The sequence below is a fragment of the Nocardia sp. NPDC004415 genome (assembly GCF_053602435.1).
Window position 1 is genome coordinate 14,558 of sequence record NZ_JBSGDP010000009.1, and the last position, 13,801, is coordinate 28,358.

Consider the following 13,801-nt stretch of genomic DNA (forward strand, 5'->3'; position numbering starts at 1 on the left):
TGATGAGGCAAGCAAACAGCCGGTGAACGCCAGGGGCGAGCCCTACCGCACAGGCGAGCGGCGCTCGAGCAGGACGGTGTCGTGCCAGACGCCGTCGCGTTGGGCGATGCGTTCGCGCACGCCGACGGTGCGGTATCCGGCGCTGTGGTGCAGGGCCAGAGAGGCGCGGTTGTCGGTGAAGATCGAGGTCTGCAACGTCCACAAGCCATCGTCGTCCGCGGCGAGGACTTGCTTGTGCAGCAGCGCCTTGCCCACGCCGCGTCCACGGTGGGAGTCGGCGACATAGACCGAGGTCTCGGCGACACCGGCGTAGCAGTCGCGGCTCGACACCGGGGCGGCGGCGGTCCAGCCGACGACGCGGCCGTCGATCTCGGCGACCCATCGGTGGGCGGGCAACCAGTGCTTGTCGAGGTGGGCACGGGTGGGGACTTCGGTCTCGAAGGTGGCGATGCCGGTGGCGATACCCTCGCCGTAGATGCGCCGCACCTCAGCCCAATCCCTGGGCTCCAGGGCGCGGACGGTGACGTCGGCGGGCAGGTCGGCAGGGCAGCACGGACGCGGCGCGAGCAGGCCCATCACCGCGTCGGCAGCGTGCGGCAGTCCGGCGCAGCATGCCTCGTTGACGGTGACGATGGTCGCGGCACCCTCCTTGTGCAGGCGCACGAATCCCACGTCGGCAAGCTTGCGGACGTGATGGGAGGTCGTGGACTGACTCGTGCCCAGGATCTCGGTCAACGCGCCGACCGTGATGCCTTTCGGGGTCGTGGCCACCGCGTGCAGCAGCCGCACCCGCACCGGTTCGGCCAGGCAGGCGAACCACTCGGCGTAGGTGGCGGCTTCGCCGGTCGGCAGGACCTGGGCTTGGGGCAGAGCGATGGGCATGCGGCCAGTATATCGACGCAGATCGATGGTTGCTTTCATCGATGCCAGTCGATACTCTCGGCCGTAGTTAATCGATCTGCATCGATGAAAGAAGGTTCGTCATGAACTCCTTGCCCGTAGTTGTCGTCGGCGCTGGGCCGGTCGGTCTGGCCGCCGCTGCCGAGCTTTCCCGCCGTGAGCTGCCGTTCCTGCTGCTCGAGCGCGGTGAGCACGCCGGTGCTGCTGTCGCGCAGTGGCATCACGTGCGGGTGTTCTCGCGTTGGGCCGAGCTGATCGCCCCGGCCGCACGCCCCCTGCTCGACGCTGCGGGCTGGACCGAACCCGACCTCGAGGGCTACCCGACCGGTGCCGAGTGGGTCGAGCAGTACCTGCGCCCGCTCGGCGAAGCGCTCGGCGATTCGGCCCGGTTCAACACCGAGGTGACCGGTGTGGCGCGCCGGGGCCGCGACCGGGTCGTGGACGCCGGACGCGACAGCGAACCGTTGACCGTGCACGTGCGCACCGGCGACGGCCGCGAGGAGCGCATCACCGCCCGCGCGGTCATCGATACCTCCGGCACCTGGACGACACCGAACCCGCTCGGCGGAGACGGGCTGCCCGCTATCGGCGAAGCCGCTGCGGCGCAACGTATTTCCTATCGCGTGCCCGACCTCACCGACCCTGATATCGCGGCCCGCCACGCAGGCCGCCACGTGGTCGTCGCCGGAAGTGGACACTCCGCGCTCACCGCCTTGATCGTGCTCGCCGAACTGGCCGGCGAGTACCCGGGGACTCGTATCACGTGGCTGCTGCGTCGGGGCACGATCGGATCGACCTTCGGTGGCGGGCAAGCCGACGAACTGCCCGCTCGTGGCGCCCTCGGGTTGCGCGCTCAGGCTGCGGTCGAGGCCGGACACATCAACGTGGTCACCGGTTTCCGCACCGAGACCGTCGAACACGCCGACCAGGGCCAGCTCACGCTCATCCCCGCCGAAGGCGACCCTGTCACCGATGTCGATGAAGTGATCGTGCTGACCGGGTTCCGCCCGGACCTGTCCTGGCTCTCGGAAATCCGTCTCGACCTCGACGCCACCTTGCAGGCTCCGACGAAGCTGGCGCCGTTGATCGACCCGAACGCGCATTCCTGTGGCACGGTCTACCCGCACGGAGTCACCGAACTGTCCCACCCCGAACCCGGAGTCTTCCTGGCCGGGATGAAGAGCTACGGCCGCGCGCCGACGTTCTTGGCGATGACCGGCTACGAACAGGTCCGCTCCATCGTCGCCGCCCTCGCCGGAGACCACGAAGCCGCACAACGAGTCGAACTCACCCTGCCCGACACCGGGGTCTGCGGCGGATCCGGCCTGTTCGACGCCCCCGCCGAAGAATCCACGGGCGGATGCTGTGGGGCCCCGACCGCAGTGCAGGAGCTGACCCTCAGCGTCCCGACCGCGATCCAGGAACTGCCCCTGACCTCCTCGCCTGCGCGCTGATCCACTGCGATGCAGGTTGTTTCGACACTGACGGCACCCGCCGCGACCGGGTTGCGGCGGGTGCTGGTGGTCTTGTGCGTCACCGAGATCACCAGCTGGGGAATCCTGTTCTACGCCTTCCCAGTCCTGCTCGGATCCATCGCCACCGACACCGGTTGGTCGCCCACCGCGCTGACAGCGGTGTTCTCCGCCGGACAACTCCTCACCGCGCTCACCGGAATACTCGTCGGCCGTCGCCTGGACCGCCACGGACCACGAGTCGTGATGACCGCGGGCTCTGCGCTCGCGGTCGCCGCGCTGATCATCGTGGCCACCGCGCAAACCCTCATGGTGTTTCTGCTCGGCTGGGTATTGGTCGGGGTGGCGATGGGTGCGGTGCTGTATCCACCGGCTTTCGCTGCGCTGACCCGCTGGTACGGACCCGATCGGGTGAAAGCACTGACCGTGCTGACCCTCGCAGGTGGACTCGCCTCCACCGTGTTCGCACCCCTGACCGCCGCACTGGTCACCCGCATGGACTGGCGTGCAACCTATCTCGTGCTCGCGGTGATTCTTGCGATCGTGACTGTTCCCGGGCACTGGTTCGGGTTGCGACTGCCCTGGCCCGACCGCCCCGAACCCGAAGTCGAGCACATCCATCAAGGTGACCCCGGCACGATCGCCCGCAGCAGAGCCTTCCTCGCACTGGCGATCGCGTTGAGTGTCACCGGGTTCGCTTCGTTCGCGGTCGTGGTGACCCTCGTGCCGTTGATGGCCGAACGCGGAATCTCCACCACGACCGCCGCGATCGCACTGGGCCTCGGTGGCGTCGGGCAAGTCGCCAGCCGCGTCGGCTACAGCGCCTTCGCCGCCCGCACCACCGTACGAGCCCGCACCACGATCATCCTGGTCGCGATCGCGGCCACCACGATGCTGCTCGGAATCTTCACCACCGCAGCAGCATTGACCATCGCCGCCGCGCTCTCCGGGATGGCACGCGGTGTGTTCACCCTCTTACAGGCCACCGCGATCACCGACCGGTGGGGCACTGCCCACTACGGGCAACTCACCGGCTGGCTGTCGGCGCCCATGACCATCGCTTTGGCCTCGGCCCCCTTCGCCGCCACAGCCCTGGCCACCGGGCTGGGCGGCTACCCCACCACCTTCGTGATCCTCGGCCTCGCCGCCGCAGCGGCTGCCGCGCTATCACTGACCACCATTCCGAAACACTCACGGAAAGAACAACACTCATGATCGACGCACTCGTCATCGGCGCCGGACAATCCGGTCTCACCGCCGCTCGCGCCCTCACCGACCACCACCTCACCCCAGTCGTGCTCGAAGCCGGGCCCGATCCCGTCGGCTCCTGGCCGCACTACTACGACAGCCTCACCCTGTTCTCACCCGCCCAACACAGCACCATGCCCGGCCTGGAATTTCCCGCCGATCCCGACCACTACCCGCATCGCGACGAAGTCGTCGACTATCTGCGCCGTTACGCCAAAACCCTCGACGCCGACATCCGCACCAACACCACCGTCACCACCGTCGAGGCCCACCCCGATCTAGGATTCGTCGTCCACACCGCTGATGGACAACAGCTCCACACCGCCGGGATCGTCGCCGCCACCGGCTCTTTCGGCAACCCGTATCTGCCTGAACTTCCCGGGCAAGACCAGTTCGGCGGGAACTTCCTGCATGTCGCCGACTACCGCCGCCCCCAGGACTACACCGGTCAGCGGGTAATCGTTGTCGGTGCGGGCAACTCCGCGGTGCAGGTCGCTTACGAACTCGCCGACCACGCCACGGTCACTTTGGCCACTCACAACCCGATCAACTTCTTGTCCCAGCACCGCGACGGACACGACATCCACCACTGGCTCGTCTCCACCGGATTCGACCAACTCCCACCCGAATGGCTCATCCGCTACGTCGGCGGCACCCTCGTCATGGACACCGGCGACTACCACCACGCCCTCACCACCGGACGCCTGAACCGCCGACCCATGTTCGCCAGCTTCGACACCGACGCCATCGTCTGGGCTGACGGCACCCGCGAACCGGTCGACACCGTGCTCTTCGCCACCGGCTACCGACCCAACCTCGGCTACCTCACCGAGCTCGGCGCCCTCGCTGACGGATACCCACTCCACAACGCCGGGGTATCCACCACCCACCCCGGGCTGGTGTACGTGGGGCTCGAGTTCCAGCGGTCGTTCTCCTCCAACACCCTGCGCGGGGTCCACCGCGACGCCGAACACGTCACCACCGCGCTGGCCGCTCACATCAACCGGGCACCGGCGAAGGTCGGGCTGTAGCCTCGCAGCGCTATAGCCGGGGTGTCGCCTACCAGCAACACCCGGGCTATAGTCGAACGTGTGTGCGAATCCACGCAACTATACGTAAGGCTCGGGGTCTGGACAGAGCCCTCGCCGCGGTTCTGCCCCAACGGCCACCGCCTCGGCGCAGGACGAGCAGTCGTCGCCGCGATGCCGTGTCGGCGCATCGGCGGACACCACCGCGCACACACCTGCCTCGCGTGCGGCGCGACCACCTACAGTCCGCCCGCGCACAGCGACTGCGAACACTGACCGCCTCACGCCAGAAGTTCTACTGACGGACGGTCGGGCACCACGCCGACCGGGCGCATGGCGACCAGGATGACAGACAGCAGCCCCGCAGGTGACTCACGGGCAACGCCGCTACTGTTCGCCATTTGGTGGGCCAGACGTTTGCAGTTCCGCTGGCTCGCGTGCACATGATCGGAACCCGAGCTGGAGTAGTCGGTAGATGTGGCCGTTCCCGCGCCGATGGGGAGCGATGATGGTGGAATGTCGCTGCCCTTGGTCGATTTGAACGAGTACACGCCGCTGGACAACGCAATATTGCACCAGTGGTGGGAAGACGAGGAGGTGCAGCGTTTCCTCGGCCCATTGTCCCGGCTGCTCGGCGAACCCGACATCGGAACATCGATGCCGGGAACTGGCCGCATCGCGCGTCCAACACTGCGGTGGATGGTCCTGGACTCGACTGGTCAGCAGGTCGGCTTCGTCAGCGTTCAAGTCACCGGTCAAGGTGAGAGCGCGGCAGACCCGATCGGCCCGCCATTTCATGCTGGCGTGAACCTCGTCGTCGCACCCGGTCGGCGCAAGGCAGGCATCGGGACCGCCATCCTCGAGGCCGTGTACTACCATCCGCTGCTCGCCGACATGACAACACTCGGAAGCGTCGTGGACACCGCTAATGCCGGCAGCCTCGCGATGACGGCCAAGGCCGGGCTTCCCAAGGGCACCGAGGACGGACGTGGACGTCGGCAGTTCACAATCCCAGGCCCGGCGCACCCGGCGAGCACAGCCACCACAGCCCCCGAGGCCGACGAGAAATCGCTCGCTCGCTAGTAAGTTGATGAGCAACCATCGGGGAATGACCGATTCCACTGCGGGTGCGCTCGATTGGCTACCCGAACCGTTGGCAGCTGTCTCGTTTCGCCTGGCCCGAGTAGACCAGGCAGCAGACGCCCTCGGCGCGCTGGCCGCGCACTGGTCCCGCAGCGGGCCCGTCGAGCTCGCCCAGGACGAGGACGACGGGCGGTGGGTGGCCCGCGTGGTCGGCATCCGCCCCGAACCTCCGCTGGCTGCCCTGCTGTTCAGCGAAGCCATTCACCACCTACGCGCTGCGGTGGAAAACACCCTGTTCTACCTCGTGGAGAACGAACGCGGAACACAGCTCACCGAGCAGCACGCGCGGGCCGTCGAAATGCCGGTCGTCGCAACCGAACAGGACTTCCGGGCCTGGCAGAACAAGGTGGCGCGGAAAATCCCCGAGCTCGGCGTTGAGACCAAGCTGGCCCGCCGCGTCGGGTCTTTGCAGCCCTACACCGACACGATCTCAACAGTTCCATCCATGCCGACTAGCTTGGCCGCCCTATCAGGTACCCGGGCCGAGTATGAGCATCCACTGCGGCTGCTACAGCGCTACTCGAACCTCGACAAACACCGCAGCCTGCGCTTCTGCGCTGCCGCAACGATCGTGACGACGACGGACGTGGCCATGAAAGACACCGACCTGACCTTCAGGTCATTAGAGGTCGGCACCGAGCTCGCGGCCACTACGCCGGGCAAGATGATTGGCCTGGAGCTGAATTCGGCGTTGATGATCGAGCGCCCGGACAGTGCGGTACGCGTAGGACCGGTAGCGGAGCTGACGCATCTGCACCGGCACGTGGCCGACGTCGTGATACCGACGCTAGTGCGGGGGCTGTCTGCGCCCCGCTCGTTCCCTCCGCAGATCGAGCTCGGAGACACCGGCGATTCAGTGGCCGACAGGCTCAGCCGAGCAGAGGGAAAGTTCGCCCACGAACGGTGGGACGAGGACACCCCGTTGCGAATGTTCGAGGCGTGGCAGAACGAGCCAAAGGTATTGCCTCCCCCAAGGTGACAGCGGCGGCCAGTTTTTGGGTCCAAATTCAGTTCCGCTAACGACATGGTTGTGGTGATATTCGAACATGGATTCGATCGAGCAGTGCGTGGCACTAGACAGCGTCGATGCAAACGTCCTCCGAAAGTGGGGTTCAGCTTGGCTTGACCTCACTCACGCCGACTCGGTTCTGCTAGCACGCCGCAATACCCCAGCAACTGCTCCGAATCTCTTCTTGCGCCGAGCCCTGTGGGAGTCGGCAGTAGTCAGTTATGGCCGGGTCGGGCAAAGCCAGCAGCGACGAAAGATCGACCTCAGCGCGCTGTTCGCAGCATCAGGAGACCCAGCCGCTTCTGACTTCCACGACACAATCATGAAGTGGCGGCACGGGCACGTCGCGCATCGCGCCGACGCTGCGTTCGAATCAGTCGACGCGTTGCTTTCTATCGATGCCGCGTCCGAGCCCAGCGCCCTCCGGTTGGTGATCCAGCCCGAGATTGGCCCGCAGGACGACGCGGAGCTTGCCGAGAAGTTCCGTGCACACGTCTACCTCATGCGCAATACGATCTGGAAATCGTTCATGGAGCCGCTCGCCATCAAGCTGGCCGAACGGGCACGGAGCCGACCAACTGACCTCGGGAAGTCAATTCCCTATCCCAGTACCTCGCCCGAAGGATTTATCGCGACTCTCACGCTCTGGGCCAAACCACAACTCGCGGAGACCATCGCTCCGCCGAGCGCGCGACCAGCGCCGACTACGAGTTAGAGCTGAGGGACTTGAACCCTGACCACTCAGCAGTTCAGATCGCTCACTAGCACCACCGGGCCAACTACAAGGGGTAGTCGGCTTCGATCATCAGTTGACCGACAGATAGCCGCAGGTCACATGCGTTCCCTTCTTCGATGCGCCCCGCCGAGGAATCGAACCTGCGACACGAAGCCTTAGCTCGCTGGCCGGATAGGTGTGGACTTCAACCAGCCCACTAGCTACCCGCCTACTCCCTCAACTATCGCAATCTCGCCGCGTCGAATCCAGTTCCCCTTGTAGCTCCGCTATCCGCGCTTCGAGCTGTTTACGGGTTGGGCGCTTGGGCGGCGCCGACACAACCGCACGGGCCTCGTCGAGAAGGTGCGGACCAGAATCAACCAGTTCATACGCGACGAGAACCGCAGGGTCCATTCCACAGGTCGGACACCGCATCGACGCCGAACCGCCCTTCGTTGGTTCTTCGGCCGTAAAGTGTCGGCTCGTCGTCACAAGGTGGCCGCAGTACAAGCGAACTCGCCACTGCACGATCTCGTCCTCGCACGTCCGATGCTGGGCCATCAACTTCCACGCATCGGTCACCCTGGCGGCCCGTCGATCCCGAAGCTCAGGGCTTGCAGCCTCCTCTGCCCGCCACCTCCTCATCTGATCGATCCCGGACACCGGCCCGGATGCTTTCACTATCCTTCTGTCTGCGATGGTCGGCCGATGTCAACTCGTAGGACTCCAGTGGTCCGCCGTGACTGCGGTACGAAGGTGATGCCGCCGCGCGATTGCGGGTGGTCATGGCGGCGGGCTTCGCAAGTGGGCCGACGTACTCGTACGCCTCGATCTGATGGGTATAGCTGCAGGGCCAGCAGTCGAGCTCCGGATCCGGATCCGGCCACTTGAGGGCGAGCATCCGCCGACGGTGAGCGCGATCAGCCTCATTGTCGAATTTGGACAGCGGTTCCGTCGCGTAGTAGTCCTCCCAGTCGGCAGTCATCTCCGCCGCGCGTTCGTCGGACACCGTGATCGGAGGGTCGCCGGGACGCCACTCCAGGCTAGGAGCCGACTGCTCCCCGAAGTGACCGCATGCGAGCTCGACCTGCCACAATGCGCGGGTTACCGGCTCTTTCCTGCGCAACTTCTCCCAAAGGCTGTTCTCAGTGGACAGGTCAGCTAGGTAGTCAGGGGGCTCTACAGGATCTGCCGGGAACGTCGCCTCTCTCCGCTGAACCCAGTCCACGATCTCCTGATAGTGGCGCGGGTGCTCATCGTCGCTCCGATCCGAACAACAGGCCATCTGTCCTACGAGCAGAATGCCTCGGCTGCATCGGTCGAAGTACGGACCCAGCGGGGGCTCGTGGCGTGATCTGGCCAGCACCTCGCGAATGCAGCCGCAGTCCAATTGGACCCGCCAACGATGACACTGTTCGGGAGGGGGAACGTGGAGCTGCCACAACGCTTCCGGACAGTACTCCGGGCGACGTGCCCGGTAGTCCTCGTACTCTCGCAACGCTTTGGTGGCCGCTCGAGGCTTGCCAGCAAGATGTCGTTCAGTCGCCACTGTCGGGATTCGTCGCGGAGCCGCTCATGGATCTTCGCCCGCTGCAACCCAACCCGCGTCACGGCGTCACGGCACCCGGTAGCGGTCCCGTTCGACGACCAGCCGCACATCTAGGCGGCGTTCGTTCTGACCAAAACGGGGGGTTTACGGGGGGCCAGGACGGAAAAATAGGTCAGGCCCGGTCTATGACCGGGCCTGACCTGCTATTTCTGTGGAGCTAAGGGGACTCGAACCCCTGACCCCCACACTGCCAGTGTGGTGCGCTACCAGCTGCGCCATAGCCCCTTGTTCTTTTGTTTCAGCCGCTCTCGCTGCTGCCTGAATGAAGTTACACCATGGTTCTCGGCGACTACAAATCGGCTGGTAGAGGGCGGAAAAGTGGGGATTTTCGGGTGTGGCTGGAGGGGGTGGTGGGGGGTGGGGAGGTGTGGGTGAGGGGTGGGGTGTGGGGAACCTCACCTCGGGGTGTCAGGGGGTGAGGGTGGTGACCCAGTTTTCGTCGGACCAGTCGAGCTTGGTGGTGCCGTCGTAGACGGAGGGGGTGGCGGACTTGTTGCCGGTGCGGGCGTCGAGGTCGGCGAGGTTGGTGGCGGCGGCGGTGCGGGCGGCGTCGAGCTGGGCGCCGCCGGTGATGCAGGTGGCCACGGATTCGGGGGCGCCGGATTCGGTGGCGATTCTGGCCAGGGCGGGGTTGCTCAGGTCGGCGGCGCCTTCGTCGGGCTGGCGGGTGGTGAAGACGGTTTCGTGGAATTTTCCGTAGATCGGGCCCGAACCGGTCTGGGCGACACAGAGATTCGCGGCGAAGGCGCGGGTGGAGTAGTCCTTGCTCTTGGACTTGTCGTCGAGGAACGTGACGAAGTGGTAGTTGATCGCCAGTTCGCCCTCGTCGATCTTCTGCGCCAGCTCCTGGCCGTAGCTGGTCTCGAGGACGCCGCAGGCGGGGCAGATCGGGTCCTCGAACAGGTCGATGGTCTTGGCGGCGTCGGGGCGGCCGAGGCGGATCACGCCGGCGGGCGTGGTGCTCACCTGCACGGCCGGGTCGTGGACGGGGCCGTAGCCCTCGTTGCGGACCGGCGGCGGCCCGTCGTTGCCCCACTTGTACGCGGCGAACACGATCGCCCCGATCAGCACGAGCGCCACCGCGGCCAGCGCGTAGGTGGTGTTGCTGGACACGGGGCGCGGATTGTGGGGTGACTTGGCGCTGCTCACCCGTCCACTCTGCCTCGAGGCGCACGTCACCCGGCGGCCGGGCACCGGGAAAAGGCGTTGACCTGCGGGTCCGCTCAGCCGGGAGCACCGCGACGCGCCGTCGCGACCATGCCGTCGCGCACCACCGGGACGCCGTCGGAACCGTCGCAACTGCATTGCGGGTCGATGCCGTCACCGGCGTGGTCGGGGTGGGTGGGGTCGTCGGGATGGACGATCCGGGAGGGCTCGGGGGTCAGCACCCAGACCACGGCCGAGACCGCGAGCAGCGCACCGGTGACCGCCATGCCGACGCCGAAGGAGGTGCGCTCGGCCAGCCAGCCGATCACGATCGGGCCGAGCACGGTGCCCAGATCGGCGGCCATCTGGAAGGCGGCCAGCATCGGGCCGCCGCGGGCGCGCGCGCCGATGACGTCGGCCAGGGCCGCCTGCTGGGCGGGACTGAACATGCCCGAGCCGAGCCCGGCGACGAACGAGGCGACCAGGAACCAGGGCAGCGAGGGGGCGAAGCCGAGCACGCCGGTGCCCACCGCGCAGATGGCCGAACCGGCGATCAGGAACGGTTTGCGGCCGAAGCGGTCGGAGAGGCGACCGGAGACGAACAGCACGGCCGCATTGCCTGCGGCGAACACCGTCAGCGCCACCCCGGCCATGCCGGATTCCTGGCGCAGGGTCTCCACCACCAGCAGCGGGACGAACGCCATCCTGACGCCGAACACGGCCGCGCCACCGGCGAAACTCGACAGCAGGACCGAGCGGTAGGCGGGTTCGGACCAGGCGTGCCGGAAGGTGAACACCGACGTGGCGGCGGCATCGTCGGCGACGAGGACGGGCGAATCGCGCAGCCCGGCGAAGACGATGACACAGACCACGAGCAGCGCGGCCATATAGATGACGAACGGTGCCCGCAACCCGAGCCCGGCGAGCACTCCGCCGACCAGCGGACCCAGCAGCGAACCGATCAGGAAACTCGTCGAATAGATCCCCGAGACCCGCCCGCGCGCCGCCGGCGGCGACACCCGGATGATCAGCGCCATCGACGACACGGTGAACATGGTCGAGCCGACCCCGCCGAGCGAACGCAGCACCAGCAGTTGCCAATACGTCTGGGCCAGCGCGCAGGCACCGGTCGACAGCGCGACGATGACGATGCCCGCCAGATAGACGCGCCGCTCCCCCAGCTTCTGCACCAGCCGCCCGCTGGCGGGCGCGAACAGCAGCCGCATCAGCGCGAAGGCGCTCACGATGGCCGAGGCCGCCGCGATGCCGACGCCGAACTGGCGCGCGTACTGCGGCAGGACCGGCGCGACCAGCCCGAAGCCGAGCGCGATCACGAAGGCCGCCGCGATCAGGACCCAGATCTCGGCGGGTAGCCGGACTTTGGCCGGCGCGCTCACTCGCTCAGCGCCTGATTCACCATCTCCTCGGCCGCGGCCTGCACCTGGGTGAGGTGCTCGGGACCGAGGAAGGACTCGGCGTAGATCTTGTATTTGTCCTCGGTGCCGGAGGGTCGCGCGGCGAACCAGGCGTTCTCGGTGGTGACCTTGAGCCCGCCCAGCGGCGCGCCGTTGCCGCGCGCGGTGGTGAGGATGCCGGTGATCTCCTCCCCCGCGATCTCGGTGCCGGTGACGGCGTCGGGGGTGAGCCGGGCGAGCTTGGCCTTCTGCTCGCCGGTGGCGACCGCGTCGATGCGCGCGTAGGCGGGGCTGCCGTATTGACGTTCCAGTTCGCCGTAGCGGGCCGAGGGCGTCTGGCCGGTGACGGCGGCGATCTCGGCGGCGAGCAGGGCCAGCAGGATGCCGTCCTTGTCGGTGGTCCACACGGTGCCGTCCATCCGCAGGAACGACGCGCCCGCGCTCTCCTCGCCGCCGAAAGCCAGGCTGCCGCTGAACAATCCGGGCACGAACCACTTGAACCCGACCGGCACCTCGTGCACGTCACGGCCCAGCACGCCGACCACCCGGTCGACCATGGACGAGGTGACCACGGTCTTGCCGATCTTGGTGAGCGCGTCCCACCACATGCGGTTGGCGACAAGGTATTCGATGGCCACGGCCAGGAAGTGGTTGGGGTTCATCAGGCCACCGTCGGGGGTGACGATGCCGTGCCGGTCGGCGTCGGCGTCGTTGCCGGTGGAGATGTCGTAGTCGTCCTTGATGCCGACCAGCGCGGCCATGGCGTGCCGGGAGGAGGGGTCCATCCGGATCTGGCCGTCGCTGTCGAGGGTCATGAATCGCCAGGTGGGATCGACGAACGGGTTGACCACCTCGAGTTCGAGATCGAAGCGCTGACCGATCTCCTCCCAGTAGTCCACGCTCGCGCCGCCCATCGGGTCGGCGCCCAGGCGGATGCCCGCGCCGCGGATCGCGTCCAGGTTCAGGGCGTTCGGCAGATCGGCGACGTAGTGGTCGAGGTAGTCGTAGCGCTCGACATGGGTGCTCAGGGCCTGGTCCAGCGGCACCCGGCGGACCTCGGCGAGGCCGCCGCGCAGCAGTTCGTTGGCGCGGGCGGCGATGGCGTCGGTGGCCTTGGTGTCGGCGGGGCCACCGTGCGGGGGGTTGTATTTGAAGCCGCCGTCGCCGGGCGGGTTGTGCGAGGGGGTGACGACGATGCCGTCGGCCTGATGCTTGGTGCCGCCCCGGTTGTGCCGCAGCACAGCGTGACTCAGCGCGGGGGTGGGCGTGTAGCGGCCGCGGGCGTCGATCACCGCGGTGACGTCGTTGCCCGCGAGCACCTCGAGCGCCGTGGTCCAGGCGGGTTCGGACAGGGCATGGGTGTCGCGCGCGAGGTAGACCGGGCCGGTGATCCCGCGGGTGGCGCGGTACTCGACGATCGCCTGCGTGATGGCCATGATGTGGGCCTCGTTGAACGCGCAGTCCACGCTGGAGCCGCGATGGCCGGAGGTGCCGAAGACCACCTGCTGGGCGGTTTCGTCCGGGTCGGGGACGCGGCTGTAGTACGCGGTGACCAGGTGGGCGACGTCCACCAGGTCGGTCGGGCGGGCGGGCCGTCCGGCGCGATCGTGGGCCATGGCAGGGGTTCCCTTCCGTGTCGGCTGCGCGCGGCTGGTCATGAGGATCATGCGCCCGCGCTCGCGCCGGTCGGACCACCCAGCCGCGCCGGATCGACAATGGTAACCGCCGACCCGCCCGGCGGCGGGGTGGTTTCGCGACGCGCGGGCACCGCCCGGTTGCGGGCGGGCGCCCCGAGCATGCTGCCGACGAACCCGAGCGCAACGCTCATCTGCCGGCCCCCTTCCGTCGTCGCGTTCACGTCGTCCGTCGTGCGATGCCGCCTCGCCCAGCGGGTCGCGATCTGGCCGGGCACCACGGCGCCGGGCGCTGCGGGTCGGGGGGCCGTGGCCGGATCCGCTCCGCTGATGGTCGTTGCTCATGGTATCGACAGCCACCGACATCCGCCGCGTCCGCCTCGGGTCGCCCCACCGCGACGCGTCCGCGACGCAGCGAATACCGGGCAAACGGCACACAGACCGAAGGCCCGGACCGTTATGCGGTCCGGGCCTTCGGTTCT

12 protein-coding genes and 1 tRNA gene are annotated in these 13,801 nt (G+C 67.4%); 6 read left to right on the plus strand and 7 right to left on the minus strand.

Annotated elements, in window-relative coordinates; translation table 11 throughout:
- Positions 1-42 precede the first annotated feature (42 nt).
- Positions 43-882 (minus strand): helix-turn-helix domain-containing GNAT family N-acetyltransferase, encoded by an 840-nt coding sequence (locus tag ACWEMY_RS06500; protein ID WP_452389151.1) that lies wholly within the window; start codon positions 880-882, stop codon positions 43-45.
- A 101-nt stretch (positions 883-983) separates the two neighbouring features.
- On the opposite strand from ACWEMY_RS06500, the gene ACWEMY_RS06505 reads away from it, so the two are divergent.
- The 6 genes from ACWEMY_RS06505 to ACWEMY_RS06530 all read left to right on the plus strand — a co-directional run bounded on the left by ACWEMY_RS06505 (position 984) and on the right by ACWEMY_RS06530 (position 7,515).
- Positions 984-2,354 (plus strand): NAD(P)-binding domain-containing protein, encoded by a 1,371-nt coding sequence (locus tag ACWEMY_RS06505; RefSeq protein ID WP_452389152.1) that lies wholly within the window; start codon positions 984-986, stop codon positions 2,352-2,354.
- A 9-nt stretch (positions 2,355-2,363) separates the two neighbouring features.
- On the plus strand, positions 2,364-3,587 hold the full coding sequence (locus ACWEMY_RS06510) for an MFS transporter (RefSeq protein WP_452389153.1): 1,224 nt from the start codon (positions 2,364-2,366) through the stop codon (positions 3,585-3,587).
- Complete coding sequence (locus ACWEMY_RS06515; RefSeq protein ID WP_452389154.1) at positions 3,584-4,651, plus strand: flavin-containing monooxygenase; 1,068 nt, start codon at positions 3,584-3,586, stop codon at positions 4,649-4,651. The genes ACWEMY_RS06510 and ACWEMY_RS06515 overlap by 4 nt, the downstream gene beginning before the upstream one ends.
- A gap of 513 nt (positions 4,652-5,164) precedes the next feature.
- Positions 5,165-5,731, plus strand: a complete 567-nt coding sequence (locus ACWEMY_RS06520; RefSeq protein WP_452389155.1) for a GNAT family N-acetyltransferase — start codon at positions 5,165-5,167, stop codon at positions 5,729-5,731.
- Between the two features lie 25 nt (positions 5,732-5,756).
- A complete protein-coding gene (locus ACWEMY_RS06525) occupies positions 5,757-6,770 on the plus strand; it encodes a hypothetical protein (protein WP_452389156.1) in 1,014 nt (337 codons plus the stop codon).
- Positions 6,771-6,837: 67 nt separating this feature from the next.
- Complete coding sequence (locus tag ACWEMY_RS06530; protein WP_452389157.1) at positions 6,838-7,515, plus strand: hypothetical protein; 678 nt, start codon at positions 6,838-6,840, stop codon at positions 7,513-7,515.
- Positions 7,516-8,122: 607 nt separating this feature from the next.
- Here the strand turns inward: ACWEMY_RS06530 and ACWEMY_RS06535 are convergent.
- From ACWEMY_RS06535 to ACWEMY_RS06560, 6 genes are all read right to left on the minus strand, one after another.
- A complete protein-coding gene (locus ACWEMY_RS06535) occupies positions 8,123-8,524 on the minus strand; it encodes a hypothetical protein (protein ID WP_452389158.1) in 402 nt (133 codons plus the stop codon).
- A 752-nt stretch (positions 8,525-9,276) separates the two neighbouring features.
- A tRNA-Ala gene (locus ACWEMY_RS06540) sits at positions 9,277-9,349 on the minus strand.
- Between the two features lie 183 nt (positions 9,350-9,532).
- Positions 9,533-10,273, minus strand: a complete 741-nt coding sequence (locus ACWEMY_RS06545) for a DsbA family protein (protein ID WP_375929517.1) — start codon at positions 10,271-10,273, stop codon at positions 9,533-9,535.
- Between the two features lie 74 nt (positions 10,274-10,347).
- Positions 10,348-11,667, minus strand: a complete 1,320-nt coding sequence (locus ACWEMY_RS06550; protein ID WP_452389159.1) for an MFS transporter — start codon at positions 11,665-11,667, stop codon at positions 10,348-10,350.
- Positions 11,664-13,301: a phosphoglucomutase (alpha-D-glucose-1,6-bisphosphate-dependent) gene (gene pgm, locus ACWEMY_RS06555; RefSeq protein ID WP_452389160.1), complete on the minus strand. Its 1,638-nt coding sequence runs from the start codon at positions 13,299-13,301 to the stop codon at positions 11,664-11,666. The genes ACWEMY_RS06550 and pgm overlap by 4 nt, the downstream gene beginning before the upstream one ends.
- A gap of 47 nt (positions 13,302-13,348) precedes the next feature.
- Positions 13,349-13,513 carry a hypothetical protein gene (locus ACWEMY_RS06560; protein WP_375929520.1) on the minus strand — a complete coding sequence of 55 codons (165 nt, stop codon included), beginning with the start codon at positions 13,511-13,513 and terminating at the stop codon, positions 13,349-13,351.
- Positions 13,514-13,801: the final 288 nt, after the last annotated feature.

What these genes read in the sequence shown, in the direction of transcription:
- ACWEMY_RS06500 (WP_452389151.1), bottom strand. Translation starts at nt 882, where the DNA reads ATGCCCATCGCTCTGCCCCAAGCCCAGGTCCTGCCGACCGGCGAAGCC.
- ACWEMY_RS06505 (WP_452389152.1), top strand. Translation starts at nt 984, where the DNA reads ATGAACTCCTTGCCCGTAGTTGTCGTCGGCGCTGGGCCGGTCGGTCTG.
- ACWEMY_RS06510 (WP_452389153.1), top strand. Translation starts at nt 2,364, where the DNA reads ATGCAGGTTGTTTCGACACTGACGGCACCCGCCGCGACCGGGTTGCGG.
- ACWEMY_RS06515 (WP_452389154.1), top strand. Translation starts at nt 3,584, where the DNA reads ATGATCGACGCACTCGTCATCGGCGCCGGACAATCCGGTCTCACCGCC.
- ACWEMY_RS06520 (WP_452389155.1), top strand. Translation starts at nt 5,165, where the DNA reads ATGTCGCTGCCCTTGGTCGATTTGAACGAGTACACGCCGCTGGACAAC.
- ACWEMY_RS06525 (WP_452389156.1), top strand. Translation starts at nt 5,757, where the DNA reads ATGACCGATTCCACTGCGGGTGCGCTCGATTGGCTACCCGAACCGTTG.
- ACWEMY_RS06530 (WP_452389157.1), top strand. Translation starts at nt 6,838, where the DNA reads ATGGATTCGATCGAGCAGTGCGTGGCACTAGACAGCGTCGATGCAAAC.
- pgm (WP_452389160.1), bottom strand. Translation starts at nt 13,301, where the DNA reads ATGGCCCACGATCGCGCCGGACGGCCCGCCCGCCCGACCGACCTGGTG.
- ACWEMY_RS06560 (WP_375929520.1), bottom strand. Translation starts at nt 13,513, where the DNA reads ATGAGCGTTGCGCTCGGGTTCGTCGGCAGCATGCTCGGGGCGCCCGCC.